The sequence below is a fragment of the Apibacter raozihei genome (assembly GCF_004014855.1).
Taxonomy (GTDB): Bacteria; Bacteroidota; Bacteroidia; order Flavobacteriales; family Weeksellaceae; genus Apibacter; species Apibacter raozihei.
In genome coordinates, this window is record NZ_CP034930.1 from 1,431,340 (window position 1) to 1,451,134 (window position 19,795).

The following is a 19,795-nucleotide window of genomic DNA, read 5'->3' on the forward strand; positions in this document are numbered from 1 at the left end:
ATAAGCGCTATTATTATAAGTGCAAATATTATACCGATAATTTTTTTGAAATAAGTAATAATTAGGAGATTTAAAAATAATAGGAGTAAGATAAGTTAACTTATTGTATAAAATTTATTATAGAGAGGTAAATTTATTTTTTCTCAAAAACTTCTTGTAAACCATAATAAGCCGGTTTTTTCTGATAGTCTTTATCATATAAGAGAGGCCATTCGGGAAGTTGGGTTAACCAGGAATGAGCGTCACTAACTCCCCATATGGTTATTCCATATTGTAACTTTTCAGGAACTAAATCTTTAAAAATCTTGGCTATCATTTTATATTGTTTTTTTTGTTCCATTGCTAGTTCCTCTGAGAACTCGTGTACAGGATTTGCATTGGTACCTAAACGAATATCCAGCTCGGATATATGAATAAGTATATTATATTTAGTAAAGTATGTAAAGGCCTTAGTCAGGTAATCTTCATTTAGCTTTATTCGGGTGTGCATTTGTAAACCGATACCATGTATAGCTATTTTTTTAGATTGTAAAAGTTCTATCATTTTTCCTATAGCAATACTTTTTTTATATAAATAATCAGTTCCAAAATCGTTGTAAAATAACAAAGCATTGGGATCTGCCTCATGAGCAAACCTAAAAGCAAATTCTATATATTCCGGTCCGATCTTCTGATGCCAAATAGTAGGTCTGTAGGAACCATCCTCTAAAAAGGCTTCATTAACTACATCCCAAGAAGTAATTTTGCCTTTATATCTTCCTACTACTGTGTGTATATAATTTTTCATTAATTCAATCCATGCATTGCGGTCTCCAGTAAAATTATTAACCCAGTCCGGTGTGCTCGTATGCCAAATAAGAGTATGACCATGAATGCGTTTATTATGATTTGTAGCAAATTCAACAAAGTCATCAGCTTCTTTCCAATAATATTTGTCTTTAGACGGAAGTAAAGTCCGCATTTTCATTCCATATTCAGGAGTAAGTGTAGAGGCTTCTTCAATTAATATTTTACGAAATTTGGAATCTTGATTGAGTAGTGTGGAATTTACAGTAAATCCAACAGGAAAGGGAGCTTCCTTTAAGGTGAATTCTTTAACAGTTGGGGGAATCACAGTATCTTCACTACTGTCGGATCTGCATGATGTTAGGATTGTTATGGATAATAAAAAGAAGAATAAGATTTTTTTCATTCTTAACTCTAATTTTAAATTAAGGAAACAAAGATAATATATTATAGTATCGAAAAAAACGCAATCTTTACAATAAAGGTTTTTTTTATGATTGATTATATATAAAATATAGTTTTTATTGTCTTAGTATTAATTTAATTAAGAGTTAATATGTATTTATTAATATTTTTATAGTAGGACTTTATGATAATATGTCTAAAATAAAAAAAAGTTTAGGATGTCCTAAACTTTTTTTTATTTTAGATGATGATTTGCTTTAAATTGCGGTTAAATATTCTGTATTGCAATATCCTTCTACACCTTCTGCAGAACGTATTAAATACCAATCATCGTTATATTTACTTAAAAAAGTAACAGTAGACTGGTGAGCAGCTTTTCCAATGATTTCTTGATCGGTACCCGGTCCTTTTCTTATATTCAGATTAGAGCTTTGGGTAGTGACTTTATATTCAGAAGAGGGAGCATCAGGGGATACGTTAACATCAAGAATCAAATCACCGGATTTAAAATCAGGATCAATTGAATTGTACGTTGACCATAGCTGATCTTTTACTTCTCCGTTAGGAGCTTCTCCCTGTATATATAGAACATCATTTTGTTCCCTTACGGATAAGTTGCTTACACCTAAACTGTTTGCTTTTGTTATTAATTCTGAGTATTTATCTTGTAATGCCATCTCTGTTTATTTTAATGTTAATTTTTGTTCTACTTTTTTAGGTTGTAACATAGTAACGGCCTGCATTAATTTAGGTAAATCCACACGTTGCAATTCTCCATTCAGAGTAACAACACCATCTTTTACATCAGCAGTTACACCTGCATAATTTTTTAGAACTGTATTAATTTTAGCTTTTAGCTCTTCGTCTGCGGAAACTACTACTGCTTTAACTGTAGCTTTATTTTCAACAGTTTTAATACCCGGAATAGCTTTCAGAGCATTTTCTGCAGATTGTTGAGCAATGTCGTCATTAAACTCACCGGTAAGAGTGGCTACACCTTTTTTAACATCAATAGTTACTCCTTCTGGTAAAACAGCTTGAGCCTGAGTAGTTAATTCCGAATCCTTAGGGCCGGATTTACATGACGTTACTGCTACAGTTAATGATCCCATAATAGCGAATGCTACTAAAAACTTGCTTAATTGTTTCATAATTTAATTTATTTGGTTTTTAAAAATATTAAACTAACAGCTTAAGATAAAACAAAAACTATTCCATTATTTTTTATTTTAAATAGATTTTTAAGCAAAAAGATATCGCTTACTTATTAATATCATCAATAATAATAAAAAAAAATATAAGAAAAAGAGCTGAGTTATGGTTCAATTAAAAATAATAGATGAGAATTATTGATTTACTTTGTATAAAATTTATTGAATTATGTCAGATTTTCGACTGAAAATATTTTACTCCGTAGCCAAAAATCTTAGTTTTACTAAAGCAGCAGATGAACTGTTTATATCTCAGCCTGCTGTTACTAAAAATATTAAAGAACTGGAATTGGAATATGACTTAAGTTTTTTTTTAAGAAAAGGAAATAGGATTGAACTTACTGAAGCAGGTAAAGTCTTATTTGCTCATGCAGAAAATATACTGGAATCGTATAAACAGATCAGATATGATTTAGATATAATAAAAAAAAACTTTACGGGTACATTTCAGCTGGGAGCAAGTACAACTGTGGGTCAGTATTTATTACCCTCGCTAATGTCTCAATTTCATATCAAATACCCGGATATTAAATTATCATTAGTAACAGCCAATACCCGGAGTATTGAGAGTTATTTAATAGATAAAAAAATTCAGTTAGGTATTGTCGAAGGAAAACCAAAAAATAAACAATTAAAATACGTTCCTTTTATAGAAGATGAAATTGTAGCAATAGCTCATACATCTCAAAAAATAGCTCGTGAGGAAACTTTATCTCTGAAGGAATTGAAAAAGATACCCCTGGTTTTGCGTGAGCCTGGTTCCGGAAGTTTAGATATTATCAGAGATGCATTGAGTAAACATAAATTGCAACTGAAAGATTTAACTGTAGCTATGCATTTAGGAAGTACAGAAAGTATAAAGTCTTATCTTACCCATGCAGATAGCATTGGTTTTGTATCAATAGCAGCAGTAAGTAAAGAAATTAAAAATGGAGAATTTCAAGTGATTGATATTGAAAAAGTAGATATTAAAAGATGGTTTTATTTTGTTTACAATCAAGGTGTTCCGGAGGGTGTTTCAGATTTGTTTATGAAGTTTGCAACAGCTCAGTATAACTTATAGTTATAAAGGATAACTTTTTTTCATTGGCATATCCTGTATAATACATGGATATTTGCTGTATGAATGCATGGAAAGAAAAAAAATTATATGTTCCCTTACATACAGCCAAACAAGTTTTATTTATTTTTATAGGTTTGTTGTGTTTGTCTCCCTTGGTTGATACTCCAATGGCTTTGTTGCTGGGAATTATATTTTCATTTGTTCTAGGTAATCCTTTTCCAGCCATGACAAAAAAAATAACTCAGTATCTTTTACAGTTTTCAGTTGTCGGATTAGGTTTTGGGATGGATATGTTCACTGCAATAAAAGTGGGCAGTGAAGGTTTAATTTTTACTGTAGGTTCTATAATGCTCACTTTATTTATAGGCACTTTATTAGGCAGAAGTTTGAAAATAAATAAAAAAATATCTATGTTAATTTCTTCAGGTACTGCTATATGTGGAGGAAGTGCTATTGCTGCAACTTCACCTATTATTCAGGCAAATGAACACGAAACTTCAATTTCACTGGCCACCATATTTATTTTAAACTCTATAGCATTATTTCTATTTCCGTTTATCGGACATTTACTTAATCTTTCGCAGGAACAATTTGGTTTCTGGGCGGCTATAGCAATCCATGATACCAGTTCCGTAGTGGGGGCAGCACAACATTACGGTTCCAAAGCTTTGGAAATTGCAACAATGGTTAAGCTGGAAAGAGCCCTTTGGATTATTCCGCTTTCAATTTTTATTATATTTACCTTTAAATCTGAAAAGGGTAGCAATAAAAAAAAGATAAAAATTCCATATTTCATTTTTTTATTCTTGTTAGCAATTGTATTTAATACGTATGTTCCTGAGTACTTTCCACTATTTAAAAGGATTGATAACTATCTGGTATTAATTTCCAAAAGAGGTTTGACTTTAACCTTATTTCTTATAGGAGCGGGTTTAAGTCTAACTTCAATACGGCAGGTTGGAGTTAAACCTTTGCTGCAGGGAGTAGGATTATGGCTTTTTATATCTGTATTTTCTTTGATTGTAATTTTATTGACAGTAAACTAATTTTTAGTAGTTATATTCCATTTTCTTTTGTATTTCTTCTAAACAAAGGTTGTTGATACTTCCTTCGTGGGTATGAGTAGTTTTTTTAGGAGATTGAAAGATGCCTTTTTCAACCTGTTCCCCTATGATTTTATAGGCATCCCGAAAAGGAATTCCCTGAGAAACCAGCTCATTTAAAGCATCAACTGTAAAAAGGTAATCATATTTAGGATCATCCAATATATTCTCTTTAACCTTTATATCTTTTAAAGAGTAATGAGCCATGTCCAGGCAAGACTTCATAGTTTGTATAGCCGGAATTAATCCTTCTTTTAATAGCTGTAGGTCTCGATGGTAACCACTTGGAAGATTATTGGTTATCAGAGTTAACTCATAAGGTAAAGCCTGAATTTTATTGCATTTTCCCCGTATCAATTCAAATACGTCCGGATTTTTTTTATGAGGCATAATACTTGAACCTGTAGTTAAATGTGAGGGAAGGGAGAGAAAATTAAAGTTCTGGCTCATGTATAGAGTAATATCCATGGCTAGTTTAGCCAAGGTACCAGCTAGGCTGCCAAGGGCAAAAGCTGTGCTTTTTTCTGACTTACCCCGGCTCATTTGAGCAGCCACCGAATTATATTTTAAGGTTTCAAATCCTAATTCTTGGGTTGTATATGTGCGATCTATAGGGAATGAACTTCCATAGCCTGCAGCAGAGCCTAATGGGTTTTGATCAACAATTTTGAGTGCCGCATTTAAAAGTATAATATCATCAATCATACTTTCTGCATAAGCTGACAGCCATAAGCCAAATGACGAAGGCATAGCTATCTGAAAATGAGTATATCCGGGTAATAAAATATGTTTATATTGATCAGCCAACAACATTAGTAAATCAAAAACTTCTCGGGTCTGAATCTTGATTTGAATTAGTTCGTCTTTTAAGTAAAGATTCATGTCAACCAGAACCTGATCATTTCTGGAACGAGCAGTATGTATTTTTTTTCCTGCTTCTCCAACTTTTTGCGTAAGCATGAATTCTACTTTGGAATGTACATCTTCAAATTCTTTTTCAATTTGGAAATCACCTGCTTTAATATCTGCAAGAATTTCATTTAAAGCATCAATTAAATCCAGTTTTTCCTGTTCTGAAATTAATCCTACCTTGGCAAGCATTTTAGCCTGTGCCAAAGATCCTAAGACATCGTATTTGGCTAATACAATATCCAGTTCTCTGTCATTGCCTACGGTAAAGTAATCAACTTGTTGATCGGTTGGTATGCCTTTTTCCCAAAGTTTCATAATTGTTCTTTTTTTATAGTATTAAGAATTTATAATAGTTTTATTTAATAATTCAATGTACAAAGGTATAGCTTCTTCTATTTCTTTTTTGAAAATAAATTCATCTGCAGTATGAGAGCGAAGCGAATCTCCCGGACCCATTTTTAAAGACTGACAATATAATACCGCTTGATCTGAAAGGGTAGGAGAACCATAAGTAGACCTGCCTAACTCAATTCCGGCTATAACTAAAGGGTGGCTTTTGGGAATCGAAGATGATTTTAGATGTAGCGAACGAGGGGTTATTGTTATCTTATCAGAAGCGATATTTTCTTGAATAATAGCGAAGACCTCTTCGTTGGTATAACAGTCATTAACCCTAATGTCTACTACCAGCTTACATTCTTCCGGAACCAAATTATGTTGCTGGCCTGCATTAATTTGGGTAATTGTCATTTTAACAGGTCCTAAAACCTCAGATATTTTTTCAAAAGCAAAGTTCTGAAACCATTGAATGGTTTTTATGGAATTGTAAATGGCATTGTCCGGATTGTTATGAGCTGCATGACTGGCTGTACCTTTTATTATAACATCCAGAACCAATAATCCTCTCTCTGCTATAGCCAGGTTCATGAGCGTAGGTTCTCCTACTATGGCACAATCAATTTTTGGTAGTTTTGTAAGCAAGCTGTTAAGTCCTTTTTTTCCACTGTTTTCTTCTTCACAGGTTGCTGCCATAACTAAATTGTAGGCAAGATTATCATTGGAATAAAAATAGGTGAAAGTAGCTAATAATGAAACTAAAGAACCTCCGGCATCATTGGAACCTAACCCGTATATTTTTCCATCTTCTTCTTGAGCTTCAAATGGATCACGGGTATATCCCTTATTAGGAAATACTGTATCCTGATGCGAATTTAACAAAAGTGTAGGTTTGGTTTCGTCAAAATGTTTATTAAAGGCCCAAATATTATTGTTTTCTCTATTAAAGGGAATATTATGATGAGTAAACCAGGCTTCTATAAGCAAAGCGGTATGCTCTTCTTCTCCTGAAAATGAAGGGGTTTCGATAAGGTTTTGAAGTAAGATAATTGCTTTATCGGTAAGTTTTGCTATTGTTTGCATATAATTAATTAATAAAGGGAAACATGAGTGTGTAAAGCCTTCGGATTCGCTAATATTTCTGGATTAGCAATTCTTATTTCTTTAACACCTTCTCTTAGTGCCTGAAAACAATTTTCAAGTTTTGGAAGCATTCCGGAGTGAATAATATTTTCACTTTTAAGTTTTTCATACAAGTTAAAATTTAAATTTTCCAGAACACTATTATCATCGTTACTATCAGAAAGCACACCTTTTTTTTCAAAACAATAGGTTAATGATACATCAAATAAAGCGGTGAGCCCTACTGCCAGTGATTGAGCTATAGTATCTGCGTTTGTATTAAGTAGCTGTCCTTTTTTATCATGAGTTATGGCACAAAAAACGGGTACTGCTTCTGTATCCAGTAAACGTTTAATCCATTCGGAATTTACTTCAACCACGTCGCCTACAAAGCCATAATTGTACCTGCCTAATTTTCTTTTTTCTGAGCGAATACTGTTTCCGTCAGCACCTGTAAGACCAATGGCTTGAGTATCATAATCTTGTAATTGTGCAACAATTTTTTTATTACAGAGTCCGGCATAAGTCATTACGGCAACATCCAGCATTTCCTCATTGGTTACCCTTCGCCCTTCAACCATAATGGTTTCAACGCCTAATTTTCCGGCGAGTCTTGTAGCTTCTTTACCTCCTCCATGTACAAGGATTTTAAAGCCTGGAATTTTTGAAAAATCTTTGAGAAATGAGGAAAGGGCCAGAGGGTCATCGATTACGTTTCCTCCGATTTTTATAATTGATAGTTTAGTTTTGTCTGACATAATGGAATCTATGATAAATACAATAAATAGTTAATAACAGAACAGAATTTTACTTTTATTGAGTAAGCAATTTTGTGATGACTGCCTGAGCAGAAAACGTACGGTTATTTGCTTCCGGAATTACCAGAGAGGCTTCGCTGTCTAATATTTCATCAGTAACTATTACATTTCTTCGGACAGGAAGACAATGCATGAATTTTGCATTATTTGTTAGCTCCATCTGTTTTTTTCCAATGGTCCATTGTGGATCCTGATTAGTAATTTGTCCATAATCATTATAACTGCTCCAGTTTTTGGCATAAATAAAATCTGCACCCTGAAATGCGGTTTCCTGATTATGTTCGATTGTAACTCCTTCAGTAATGGAAGGGTTCAGTTCATATCCTTTGGGATGTGTAATTATAAAATCTACATCCATTTTTTTCATCATTTTAACAAAAGAATTAGGTACGGACTGAGGAAGTGCTTTTGGATGTGGAGCCCAGCTAAGTACAACTTTGGGGCGTTCTTTGGTTTTATATTCTTCTATGGTCAATGCATCTGCTAATGCTTGAAGCGGGTGTTCAGTAGCTCCTTCCAGACTTATTACGGGAACTGAAGCATATTTGACAAAGGAGGAAATAACAGTCTCTGCCTCATCTTTTTCTTTATCTTTTAAGGTGGGAAAACTTCGGATAGCAATAATATCACAGTATTGAGAAACTACTTGAGCAGCTTCTTTAATATGTTCAGAGGCTGCCCCGTTCATAACCTCTCCATCTCCAAATTCCAGGGTCCAACCTTCCGTATTTAAATTCATTACCATACATTCCATTCCCAAATTCTGAGCTGCTTTTTGAGTACTTAAACGGGTACGTAAACTAGGATTGAAAAATAAAAGCCCGATAGTTTTGTCTTTTCCCAACTTTTTATTGGCTAAAGGATCTGCTTTGATTTTTTTTGCAAGCTCCAAAAATTCTTTCAGATCCTGAATATCGTCAACAGAAGTGTATTTTTTCATTGTTTATGTTTTAAAGGTTTTATTAAAAACAAGATTGTAAATTTTTAAAAAGAATATCAATCTCTTTCTGAGAAATAGTTAATGGAGGCAAAACCCGTAGAAGGTTTTTGTTATTCGCATTTCCTGTAAAAATCTTTTTATCGTAAATAAGTTTTTTTCTCAATTCTGCCACCTCAAATTCAAATTCCAACCCCAACATTAATCCTCTCCCTTTAATTTTTTTTATCTGTGGTAAGGTACTGAATTTATCTATAAAATAAGCGGATTGTTTAGTAACATTTTCCAGTATATTTTCAGTATCAAATACTTCTAATACTGCCAGAGCGGCAGCACATGCCAGATGATTACCTCCAAAAGTTGTTCCTAATAACCCATACGAAGGCTTAAACTCAGGAGAAATTAAGATTCCGCCAATTGGAAATCCATTCCCCATACCTTTAGCTAAAGAAATAATATCGGCTTTAATATGATGATGCTGATGAGCAAAAAATTTACCGGAACGTCCGTAACCGCATTGAATTTCATCAAGGATTAAAATAACGCCATTCGTTTTGCACGTTTTTTCCAATTCCTGAAAAAACTCCTGGGTTCCTTCATCAAGACCTCCAACACCTTGTATAGTTTCAATAATTACTGAAGAAATATCACCTTTAGCTATTTCTTTCTTAACAGTGTTTATATCGTTTAATTCACAGAAAACTACTTTTTGCTGAGCATTTAAGGGTGCTACAATTTTTGGATTATCTGTTACTGCAACGGCAGCAGAAGTTCTCCCATGAAAACTATTTTTAAAAGCTAAGACTTTAGATTTACCTGTATGGAAAGAAGCGAGTTTTAAAGCATTTTCATTAGCCTCAGCTCCGGAATTACATAGAAATAAGGTGTAGTCATCATAACCTGAAACTTTAGGAAGGAGATTTCCCAGTTTTTCCTGTAAAGGATTTACTATAGAGTTGGAATAAAACCCGATTTTATTAACCTGCTCGGTTATATGTTTTACGTATACAGGATGAGAATGCCCAATGGAAATAACACCGTGGCCACCATAGAAATCTAGATAAGCATCTCCTTTTTCATCCCAAACAGTAGAGCCTAAGGCTTTTTCGGGAGCTATAGTATATAGTGGATATACGTCGAATAAACTCATAATTATGCTTTTAATATTTTATATTTAAAATCCATTTTTTTGTCATTTCGGGAGATAAAATTTTCCCAATCATTCTATATTTGGAGTCGTTCAATGGATTTTTTGATTTTATTTTTTGTTTCATGACTCCAATTTCAGGTTCATAATAATTAGAATGTACAAAGTATATATCATTAGTGACGTAATAAATAAATCCTACATGAGTATCTAATCCAACAATATAAACCCCTTTTCCTTCCTTTTTTATATAATTTTCTATATCGGATATAGATTTATTACTGAATGTTTTTATGTTTGTGGATAGAGCTTTAATCATGGTTTGTGAGGCAGCCTGAGACCACTTAATTCTTGGGATATTAAATCCCATATCTTGTAAAACTGTAGTAACAAAATATCCGCAGGCGATAGATCCTTGTTTGGGTGTGCGGCTAATTCCGTTGAAAGACCAACGAGTACCTTCCCAGCTAGTGAAATAATTATCTATGTCTTGAATTAAAAAGGTTTGTGCTTGGTGGGTAACTTCTTTTTTTTCATTAAGAGTGCCTTTTTGATATTTTTTATGAAAAAGTTCTTTTTGTTTTGCCGTATTATTTAGTAAGTCAGGATATGAAACTTCTACTTTTTTCTTTTCAACAGGCTGATGTGTTGTATTTTCTTTCTTCTGCTGGCAGGCATGGGTAAGAAAAGGAATACAGAATAGTAAAATTAAATTTTTAGATAGTAGTTTTTGCATGAATATATAATTTATTTTTTAGCTATTTGACTTATTTTGTTATAAGAAGCTAAAAGGCCTTTTATAATTGAAGAACTCAATCCCTGATGCTCCATTTCATTAAGACCGGCTATGGTACAACCTCCGGGAGTAGTAACTTTATCAATCTCTTGTTCCGGATGACTGTTTCCTTGTATTAAAAGATTGGCAGCTCCCAGACATGTATGAACGGACATTTCCAAAGCTTCTTTTGATTCAAATCCTAATTGGATAGCTCCTTGTGTGGTAGCGCGTATCAATCTCATCCAGAAGGCTATACCGCTGGCGCATACAACAGTGGCTGCCTGCATTTGTTCTTCAGGAATTTCAATAGAATGTCCCAATTGGTTAAATATATTTAAAGCTACCTGAATTCGATCCTTTCCTTGAATGTTTGAACATATGCAGGTCATAGACTGGCCGATAGATATAGCTGTGTTAGGCATGGCTCTGATAATATGATGCTCTTCTCCTAAAACTTCTTCAATTTTTTTTGTACTATAACCGGTTACCACAGATATCAAAGTATGATTTTCAGTTATAAACTCTTTGCATTGTACCAGAACAGACTCCAAATGACGTGGTTGAATAGCAAAAATGATGATATCTGAATTTTTTACCGCTTCAGTATTATCAGTAGAAAGATGTACCTTCGGTGTTGTTTCCATTTCCCTGATGGTACTGATATTTCTTTTGGTTATAAAAAGTGAAGAGGCTGAATTATTATTTATAATTCCTCGGGCAATGGCTAAACCTAAATTTCCGGCTCCTATAATTGCTATTTTCATGTCATTGGGTTTTTGGTTATTAAAATTTTTTCTCTTATTATTTATCCATTTTATAAAGGTATTTTTAAATATTGACATTAAAAAATATCTATTGATGGATATTATTTATCAAATTTCAACACTGCTCTCTGATAAGTTTTAAATAATATTATAGAGTGTTTTAGTACTTACAGTTAATTTAATATCTGGATATTACATTAATTGGCAGTTTAAGCTTCTCTAGTTTTTATTAAATAAATAATGAATTTTTTAATCATAAATTAGAAAGCTACAGGTTTTAATTTAAGTCCTTCCGATTCATCCAATCCAAATAATAGGTTCATATTTTGTACAGCTTGACCAGCTGCTCCTTTTGTAAGATTATCTATAATAGAGGTGATCAGGATTATATCTTTATGTTTCTGGATTTGTAATAGGCACTTGTTGGTATTTATAACTTGTTTTAGTGCTACAGGCTTTTCAGAAACTAAAGTGAAAGGGTGGTTTTTATAATATTCTTTATATACATGTATAGCTTCACTTTCAGATAGATCAGATTTTAGGTAAATACCTGCTAAGATTCCTCTGGTAAAGTCTCCACGCATGGGAAGAAAATAAAGTTGAGGTAGTAGATTTCCTACTTGCTGCATGCTTTGTACTATTTCAGCTTCATGCTGGTGAGTAAATTCTTTATAAAAGGAAGCATTGTTGTTTCTCCAGCTGAAATGTGTTGAAGAGGAAAGAGATTGGCCAGCTCCCGTGGATCCAGTTACTGCATTAATATGAATTTCGGGATTTAATAAACCCTTTTTTGCTACAGGTAATAAAGCAAGCTGGATGGCAGTAGCAAAACATCCTGGATTGGCAATATTTGCTACTTTTTTTATTTCTTCCTTATGTAATTCAGGAAGTCCATATACAAAAGATCTCTCCTGAAAGTTATGATTAGGTTTTACTCTGAAATCGTTACTTAAATCAATAATTTTAGTGTTTTCTGAATAAGGATTATTCTCAAGGAACTGTCTGGATTTTCCATGTCCTAAACAAAGAAATACAACATCGCAAGTCTTATCAATGGTATCTGAAAAAATTAAATTTGTTTCTCCTAAAAGATCATCATGTACCTTATCAATGGGGTTTCCTGCATTGGAAGTACTGTAGATAGAAGTAATCTCAACCTTAGAATGATTGATTAGAATTCGTAATAGTTCTCCGGCTGTGTAACCTGCTCCACCTACAATACTTACTTTAATTTTTTTCATGTATTTTAATCTTTATTGTCAAAGCTATGATAAATTTTTAGCTGATTCCCAAATATTTTAATAAAACCGCGAGCATCTCTGCTGTCCCATGCTTCGTTTTCTTCTCCGTAGGTTGCTACTTTAGACTGCATCATGTCATAAGGCGATTCAATTCCTATCATGTGAAAGTGATAAGGGTTAAGCTGAATTTTCACTTTTCCGGTCACATGTTTTTGAGAGGATTCTAAAAAGGCTTCCATATCTCGCATAACCGGATCTAAATATTGAGCTTCGTGAAGCAAAGTCCCATACCAGTTGGCTAATGATTCCTTATGTAACAACTGCCATCTGGAAAGAGTGTGTTTTTCTAATAAGTGATGAGCTTTAATAATCAGCATAGGGGCTGGCGCTTCAAAACCTACTCTTCCTTTAATTCCTAAGATAGTGTCACCTACATGTATGTCTCTCCCGATAGCATATCTGCCCCCTATCTTGTTCAGTTCTTGTATAAGCTGAACGGAATTCATTTTATTTCCATTTAGACCTACAGGTTCTCCTTGATCAAATTCTATTTCAATAATTGCAGGATTAGATTCAGAAAGTTGCGTTGGATAAGCATCTTCCGGGAGTGCCTGATTGGAAGTTAAAGTTTGAACTCCTCCTACGGATGTTCCCCATATTCCTTTATTGATTGAATATTTTGCCTTTTCCCAATTCATATCTACTCCGTTTTTTTGTAAGTAGTCTACTTCTTGTTGTCTGGATAATTTTTCGTCGCGGATAGGGGTAATAATTTTAGATTTAGGAGAGATGACAGCAAAAGCCACATCAAAACGGATCTGATCGTTACCTGCCCCGGTACTTCCGTGTACAATATATTCAGCGTCTACGGACTTGGAATATTCAGCAATAGCTATAGATTGAAACATACGTTCAGCACTTACAGACAGCGGATATGTGTTGTTTTTTAAGATATTTCCGTAAATTAAGTATCGTAAGCAATCTTTATAAAACTTATCTGTTACATCGATAGTCTCGTGATGTTTAGAGCCCAATTCATAGGCTCTGTTTTCAATTTGTTTAAGTTCTTCATCAGAAAATCCTCCCGTGTTTACAATTACCGTATGCACTTCCATTCCATGCTCTTTGGTCAAATTTACTAAACAATATGAGGTATCTAATCCGCCGCTATAGGCTAAAACTGCTTTTTTCATTCCTATTAGTCTTTATGAAGTTTTTACTTGAGAATTACCGGCATCTTTTTTAGGTTTTAAAAAAAGTGCCTGTTTTATTTTTTTTAAATGTACGATCACTTTTTTATCCAAAGTTTTTTTATCTCCATCCTGAGTGTTTCTATTTTGTTCTTTGGGGTCAAATAACATTCCGGTACATAAACACATTTTGTTTTGTTTGCTTTGTAATATGTTGAAATTGGTACAGGTTCTGCATCCATTCCAGAATTCCGGATCTTCAGTTAACTCTGAAAACGTTACGGGTTTATATCCAAGTTCTGAATTGATTTTCATAACAGCCAGTCCCGTTGTTATACCAAATATTTTAGCCTCTGGAAATTTTTTTCTTGTATAATCAAAAACAAAACGTTTAATTTTTTTTGCAAGTCCTAAGCTTCTGTAATCCGGGTGTACTATGAGTCCTGAATGTACGACAAATTCACCATTCTGCCATTTTTCAATGTAACAAAATCCTGCAAATTTTTCTCCTTCCAGAGCAATTACAGCCTGCCGCTGATCCATTTTAGTATGAATATATTCAGGAGTTCGTTTAGCGATACCTGTACCTCTGACAATTGCAGACTGATATATGGTTTCACATATTTCTTCCGCATAATGGTAATGTTCTTCAGTTGCAACAACAATATTGATATTCATCTTTTGATAATAAATTATAAAATGTGAGGTGAGAAACAGTTGCTTTTAAATTGAACTGTGTATAATACTGGTGTGTCGGCTTTGGAAATTTAAATCAAAGCCTAACCTGCCTACAAAAAAAATCTGTTGGAGAAGTGCTATCAACGTGAACAGTATTCTTAGTACTGTTAAAAAATAAATTAAGATTTTTCAACTTTTAAAATCTGAATTTTTACTTTTTGTTTTATTAAGAAAGTACAAATTTAAGATTTATTTTTAGTATTAAAATAAAAATATTGAAAAAATTACATAAGAGTGTAAGTGCAGCTTTATTATTTTTGATTTTAAAATAAGTGTTTGATTTTCATATACACACTTATTTGTATACGAAAATCTGAAAATGGTGGTTTTGCATGGTTGTTGTTCTATAATTATTTTAACTTTACGGTAAACAATTAAATCATTTTAAATTATAGCTTTTATGAGTTCGAAAGTAACATTTTATATAGCACGTCATGGAAAAACAATTTTAAATACTTTAGGTAGGGTTCAGGGTTGGAGCGACTCTCCTTTAACGGAGGCAGGTGTAGAAGTAGCAGAGTTTTTAGGGGCAGGGTTAAGAGATATTCATTTTTCTTCTGCTTTTTGCAGTGATTTGAGAAGAACAAAAGAAACTATAAATATCATTCTGGCTAATCAGGGGCAAAATGATCTAAAAGTAATTGAAAAAAAAGAATTAAGAGAAGTATGTTTTGGGAGTTACGAATCTAATCATACTCATATTATGTGGAAGGATGCGGCCTTATATCTTCACTATACCAACAGTGGGGATTTATTACATGATGTTTTTGATGTTTCAAAACCTGTAACTTATGAACAGGTTGTGAATACTATAAAAGTACTTGATGAGATGAATATGGCAGAAAGCTTTATTGAAGTTGAAAGCCGTACACAAAAGGCATTGTTTGAAATAGCTGAGAGTGAAAGTAAGTACAATGAGGATAGAAATGTTTTATTAGTTGCTCACGGAATGTGTATTAAGTTTATGCTTATGAATTTAGGAGCAAGAGAGTTAATTAAATCTGATTTGGGTAATGCTTCGATCAGTAAAGTAATTTATGAAAACGGGGAATTCTATGTTGAGACAATGGGGGATATGAGTTATGTTGAAAGAGGTAGACTTTTGTAGTGAGATTTTCCTTTATTTTATAAATAATAATTTTAGTCCATTGTTTGGTTTAAATTGTGACATTTTTTGTCAATAAAAAATTATATATGTCAGATTTGTTTTATTTATTGAGAAATTTATTACTACGAGTTCACTAAAGTGTTGCTTATCAATAATGAGTTGCAAAAAAAACAAAATAAAATTTAAATATGTCAGTATAGATATCCAATTTTAAAATGCTTACTTGTTACTTTGCACTTGTAATTATCAGTCGATAATGTGAAATTGATTGAATTAATTATTCTGGAATTAAAATTAATTCAGTATTAAGTAATTAATTAGGCATATTTAAAAAAATACATATATTTCGTATTTTCCCAGTAAGCCACTCTTTAAAAGAGTGGCTTATTTTATTGTGAGTTACCACATTTTTTTATAATTTTATCTTATATTTTAATCTTTGACATGGTAAATTTACGATTGAAAATGATACGTGAGCAACGTTTAGGTGTATGTATATTATTGGGATTTATTTTATTTGCTGAGGTAATTTTACACAAGGATATTTTCAAAGAAGGTGAAATTGAATTTCAGGAACTTACTTTAGAATGGCAAAATGTTCAATCAGATAAAAATAATTATGAGCCTGTTCAATCAAATTTGAAACCCTTTAATCCTAATTCGTTAAGTAAGGAGCAATGGCTTGAGTTAGGATTTACAGAACGCCAAGCCGAAGTTATTCTAAAATATAAAAAAAAGCTGGGAGGCTCTTTTACATCCAAATTGCAATTAAAAGAATGCTTTATAATTACGGAAAGAAAATATAAAGAATTGGAACCTTTTTTATTGATAGATGCTCATTATGCATTTAAGCAGACAGAAGATAAAAAAACGATAAATTATAAAATAAAAAAATTTGATCCCAATATTTTAAAAAGTGACGATTGGATAAGCATGGGTTTTACTGAAAAGCAAGCTGAAGTCATTTTGAAATACAAAAAAACTCTGGGAGGTAATTTTGTTTCAAAAGAACAGTTGAAAAAATGTTACGTAATCAGTGAAAATAAATATAAAGAACTATACCCTTACATAGTGATAAATGAAACTGTAAATCGTAAGGTTGAGCATCTGGCTGATGTAACAAGTCCTCGTCATGAAATTATTAAAAAAGATTTGAATAGTACTACATATAAAGAGCTTTGGCCACATGTAAAAGATGCTTATATAATAAATCGTATTCTTAAATTCAGAGAAGCATTGGGCGGATTTGTTTCTGTAGATCAGATTAATGAGGTATATGGAATATCAAAAGAAGTTTCTGAAAAACTGGTTAGTTATTATAAAATAGATATATCAAAGGTTGAAAAAATAGATCTTAAATTATGTACGGAAGAAAAATTAAAAAAACATGTTTATTTCCGAAAATATAAAGATGTGATTGTTAAAGCACGAAGTGAAGGGAAAGACCCGGTTACAGTTCTTAAGCAAACAGATCCTGCCTATGAATTAATGATAAAATATATAAAGTAAAAAGTAAAAAGGCAGTTATTTTGTAACTGCCTGATATTTTTAAATTTTAATTTCTTCTGTAATTTCTATGTCGTATCCATCCAGAGATAAATTTTTTCCGGGATTTTGAGTTATACTCATAATTTTTTTGATTCCGAGATCTTTAATGATTTGTGCACCTATTCCAAAGTCTCTTTCATCTGTATTGGCAAGAGTAATATTATCACCAGCCAAATATTTTTTAACTTCGTTAAGATTGGAGGCAACGGAAGTATGTGAATAATATGGATTATTTATAAACAAAATAGCTCCTTTTTGTTCCTTGTTGATAATTTCAATTGTTTTTTCCAAAATATTTTCTTCTCCTTTTGAGAGTAATTTAAATAAGTCGGTATAAGAGTTCATGGAATTAACCCTTACCGGAACAATATCATTTTCGGATAAATTACCCTTAGTTAGAGCAAAATGAACCTGATCGTTTGTTTTATCCCTATAAGTAACCATTAGGAAATCTCCAAAATGAGTACTTATAGTATCTTCGTCAATTTTTTCAATAAGAGAATCGTATTTTAACCTATAAGCTATCAAATCCTTAATAGTGACAATCTTTAAGTTAAACTTTTCCGCAACTTCAACCAGCTGAGGTAAGCGAGCCATACTTCCGTCTTCATTCATTATTTCAATTAATACTCCGGTAGAAGGCATTCCGGCAAGTTGAAGCAAGTCAACTGCAGCTTCAGTGTGTCCGTTTCTTTTTAAGACTCCCCCTTTTTTAGCAATTAATGGGAATATATGGCCAGGGCGACCAAAATCTTCAGGCTTTATATTTTCATCAGCCAGAGCACGAATAGTTTTGGAACGATCAGAAGCTGAAATTCCAGTGCTTACACCATGTCCCAGTAAATCAACAGATACAGTAAATGCTGTTCCTTTAGGGTCAGTATTTTTACCGACCATAAACTCCAAATTGAGTTCTTCTGCGCGTTTCGGTGTCAGAGGAGCACAAACCAGTCCTCTTCCGTACATAGTCATAAAATTAATGGTTTCAGGAGTCATAGTGGAAGCTGCCGCTATAAAATCTCCTTCATTCTCTCTGTCTTCATCATCTACAACTATGATTACTTTGCCTTGTCTCAGATCTTCCAAAGCCTCAGCAATTGTATTTATTTTTAATTCTGTATTTATCATTGGTATCTACTATGTTCTGTGTTTTTTTTCTTTTTAAATTTAGCAATAAATTTCTGTACCGGTTCTCGATATTTGTCTATATCAAATAATTCTGAATCTTTCATAGATTTTATAGTCAGGAATACTCCGAGTGGAAACAGTAACAGATTAGGCATCCATGATGCCCAATAGGCATTAAGTACCTGATTTTTTGCTAAATTTTCCATATATAATCCTATAACATAAAATATGATGAAAATTATAACGGCAACCACTACGGGCATTCCAACTCCTCCTTTTCTTATAATTGAACCTAAGGGTGCACCAATCAAGAAGAATACAATACAGGTAAAGGAATAAGAGACCATATTTTTATGTTGCCACAGAATCATTTTTGATATATATTTTCCTGCAGATTTAATTTCGGCAGAACGTGTTTCTAATTCATCTTTAGAAATTTTGACCTGATTGATAGCGTTTTTAACCAATTGTAGTTTGGTATCATCTTTAAGACGATTCCATTCAAAAGGTAATTTACTGTTCGAATGTTTAACCGGTATAGAGTCTGTTTTACGAAAATCGCCCAGTAAAATCATAAGTGCGTTTTGAGATATACCTTTGTAATAAGTTTTATTAGAGTTTTTAATGGAATCTATATAAGGAGTTAATTGCCTGAAGGATTTATAACGGAAATTATCTCCTCCGGATTCACGATCCAAAGATTCTTTTATTAAATCTGAAATATCAAAATATTGTGTAAGCGTATCAAATTTTATACGAGTTGCAGGTTGTTTTTGAAGATCTTTGGGACTTTTTCCCCTGATTTCATTCTGATAAATATATCCGTCGTATAATTCTAATTTTAAGTAATAATTATCTTTAGAAACAATCTCTCCTTTATCAGCAATTATGGTTTGTTGATCTTCAAATGGAGAAGCATTTTTATGAATAAAAACATCTTTCCATTCCCTGTCATCCTTGCCTCCTTTTTTACCTATTTTAATGCTATAAGGATTCATTTCTTTAATAAAACGTCCTTCTTCAAAGTTGAGGGCGGGGCGGGTCTGAACAATGTTAATTAACATATTTCTAGCTCTTCTCTGATTATCAGGAAGGGTGGTATTTGAAAAATAAAATAGCCAGATAGCCATTACTACTACAAACCCAAATAGTGGATACATTATTCTTGCAAGCGAAATTCCTGCGGATTTCATAGCTGCCAGTTCGTATCTTTCACCAAAACCGCCAAAGGCCATAATGGAAGATAAGAGTATGGTTAAAGGAAGAACTAAACGGATAACGTCCAAACCTAAATAATATAATAGTTTGGCAATATCCCAGAGAGTCAGCCCCTTTCCTAAAAATTTATCCATTTGAGTAAAGGCAAACTGAACTACGAAAATGAACATTAAAACACTGAAAATAAATAGAAAAGGACCAAAAAAAGTACGTATAATATACCAGTCTAACTTTTTAATCAT

Annotated in this window: 19 protein-coding genes; 4 read left to right on the forward strand and 15 right to left on the reverse strand. The window is 32.7% G+C overall.

The window, feature by feature from the left end:
• Positions 1-133: 133 nt before the first annotated feature.
• From EOV51_RS06465 to EOV51_RS06475, 3 genes are all read right to left on the reverse strand, one after another.
• Positions 134-1,192 carry an endo-1,4-beta-xylanase gene (locus tag EOV51_RS06465; protein WP_128151062.1) on the reverse strand — a complete coding sequence of 353 codons (1,059 nt, stop codon included), beginning with the start codon at positions 1,190-1,192 and terminating at the stop codon, positions 134-136.
• Between the two features lie 256 nt (positions 1,193-1,448).
• Positions 1,449-1,868, reverse strand: a complete 420-nt coding sequence (locus EOV51_RS06470; RefSeq protein WP_128151064.1) for an SH3 domain-containing protein — start codon at positions 1,866-1,868, stop codon at positions 1,449-1,451.
• 6 nt (positions 1,869-1,874) lie between these two features.
• Positions 1,875-2,342: a BON domain-containing protein gene (locus EOV51_RS06475; RefSeq protein WP_128151066.1), complete on the reverse strand. Its 468-nt coding sequence runs from the start codon at positions 2,340-2,342 to the stop codon at positions 1,875-1,877.
• A gap of 229 nt (positions 2,343-2,571) precedes the next feature.
• Between EOV51_RS06475 and EOV51_RS06480 the strand changes: the two genes are divergently transcribed.
• Positions 2,572-3,465 (forward strand): LysR substrate-binding domain-containing protein, encoded by an 894-nt coding sequence (locus EOV51_RS06480; RefSeq protein ID WP_128151068.1) that lies wholly within the window; start codon positions 2,572-2,574, stop codon positions 3,463-3,465.
• Positions 3,466-3,524: 59 nt separating this feature from the next.
• Positions 3,525-4,511, forward strand: coding sequence for a YeiH family protein (locus tag EOV51_RS06485; RefSeq protein ID WP_128153308.1), 987 nt, complete (start codon positions 3,525-3,527; stop codon positions 4,509-4,511).
• A gap of 3 nt (positions 4,512-4,514) precedes the next feature.
• Here EOV51_RS06485 and argH read toward each other — a convergent pair whose 3' ends face one another.
• The 10 genes from argH to EOV51_RS06535 form a co-directional block, all read right to left on the reverse strand.
• On the reverse strand, positions 4,515-5,795 hold the full coding sequence (gene argH, locus EOV51_RS06490; RefSeq protein WP_128151070.1) for an argininosuccinate lyase: 1,281 nt from the start codon (positions 5,793-5,795) through the stop codon (positions 4,515-4,517).
• A gap of 21 nt (positions 5,796-5,816) precedes the next feature.
• On the reverse strand, positions 5,817-6,899 hold the full coding sequence (locus EOV51_RS06495; RefSeq protein ID WP_128151072.1) for a M20 family metallo-hydrolase: 1,083 nt from the start codon (positions 6,897-6,899) through the stop codon (positions 5,817-5,819).
• Positions 6,900-6,907: 8 nt separating this feature from the next.
• Positions 6,908-7,696, reverse strand: coding sequence for an acetylglutamate kinase (argB, locus tag EOV51_RS06500; RefSeq protein ID WP_128151074.1), 789 nt, complete (start codon positions 7,694-7,696; stop codon positions 6,908-6,910).
• A 55-nt stretch (positions 7,697-7,751) separates the two neighbouring features.
• Positions 7,752-8,696 (reverse strand): N-acetylornithine carbamoyltransferase, encoded by a 945-nt coding sequence (locus tag EOV51_RS06505; RefSeq protein ID WP_128151076.1) that lies wholly within the window; start codon positions 8,694-8,696, stop codon positions 7,752-7,754.
• Positions 8,697-8,718: 22 nt separating this feature from the next.
• Entirely contained in the window at positions 8,719-9,843 is a 1,125-nt protein-coding gene (locus EOV51_RS06510) for an aspartate aminotransferase family protein (RefSeq protein WP_128151078.1), read from the reverse strand.
• Between the two features lie 10 nt (positions 9,844-9,853).
• A complete protein-coding gene (locus EOV51_RS06515) occupies positions 9,854-10,576 on the reverse strand; it encodes a hypothetical protein (protein WP_128151080.1) in 723 nt (240 codons plus the stop codon).
• Positions 10,577-10,587: 11 nt separating this feature from the next.
• Positions 10,588-11,382, reverse strand: a complete 795-nt coding sequence (gene proC / locus EOV51_RS06520; protein WP_128151082.1) for a pyrroline-5-carboxylate reductase — start codon at positions 11,380-11,382, stop codon at positions 10,588-10,590.
• Positions 11,383-11,642: 260 nt separating this feature from the next.
• Complete coding sequence (argC, locus tag EOV51_RS06525; RefSeq protein WP_128151084.1) at positions 11,643-12,623, reverse strand: N-acetyl-gamma-glutamyl-phosphate reductase; 981 nt, start codon at positions 12,621-12,623, stop codon at positions 11,643-11,645.
• A 5-nt stretch (positions 12,624-12,628) separates the two neighbouring features.
• Positions 12,629-13,816, reverse strand: coding sequence for an argininosuccinate synthase (argG, locus tag EOV51_RS06530; RefSeq protein ID WP_128151086.1), 1,188 nt, complete (start codon positions 13,814-13,816; stop codon positions 12,629-12,631).
• A gap of 12 nt (positions 13,817-13,828) precedes the next feature.
• The gene (locus EOV51_RS06535) at positions 13,829-14,491 is read right to left on the reverse strand and encodes a GNAT family N-acetyltransferase (RefSeq protein WP_128151088.1); all 663 of its coding nucleotides are present in this window, start codon (positions 14,489-14,491) and stop codon (positions 13,829-13,831) included.
• A gap of 460 nt (positions 14,492-14,951) precedes the next feature.
• On the opposite strand from EOV51_RS06535, the gene EOV51_RS06540 reads away from it, so the two are divergent.
• The gene (locus EOV51_RS06540) at positions 14,952-15,659 is read left to right on the forward strand and encodes a histidine phosphatase family protein (protein WP_128151090.1); all 708 of its coding nucleotides are present in this window, start codon (positions 14,952-14,954) and stop codon (positions 15,657-15,659) included.
• A 444-nt stretch (positions 15,660-16,103) separates the two neighbouring features.
• A complete protein-coding gene (locus tag EOV51_RS06545) occupies positions 16,104-17,168 on the forward strand; it encodes a helix-hairpin-helix domain-containing protein (RefSeq protein ID WP_128151092.1) in 1,065 nt (354 codons plus the stop codon).
• 39 nt (positions 17,169-17,207) lie between these two features.
• Here EOV51_RS06545 and ribB read toward each other — a convergent pair whose 3' ends face one another.
• Both ribB and EOV51_RS06555 read right to left on the reverse strand, forming a co-directional pair.
• Complete coding sequence (ribB, locus tag EOV51_RS06550; protein WP_128151094.1) at positions 17,208-18,335, reverse strand: 3,4-dihydroxy-2-butanone-4-phosphate synthase; 1,128 nt, start codon at positions 18,333-18,335, stop codon at positions 17,208-17,210.
• On the reverse strand, positions 18,332-19,795 hold the full coding sequence (locus EOV51_RS06555; protein WP_128151096.1) for an LptF/LptG family permease: 1,464 nt from the start codon (positions 19,793-19,795) through the stop codon (positions 18,332-18,334). Before EOV51_RS06555 ends, ribB begins: the two co-directional genes overlap by 4 nt.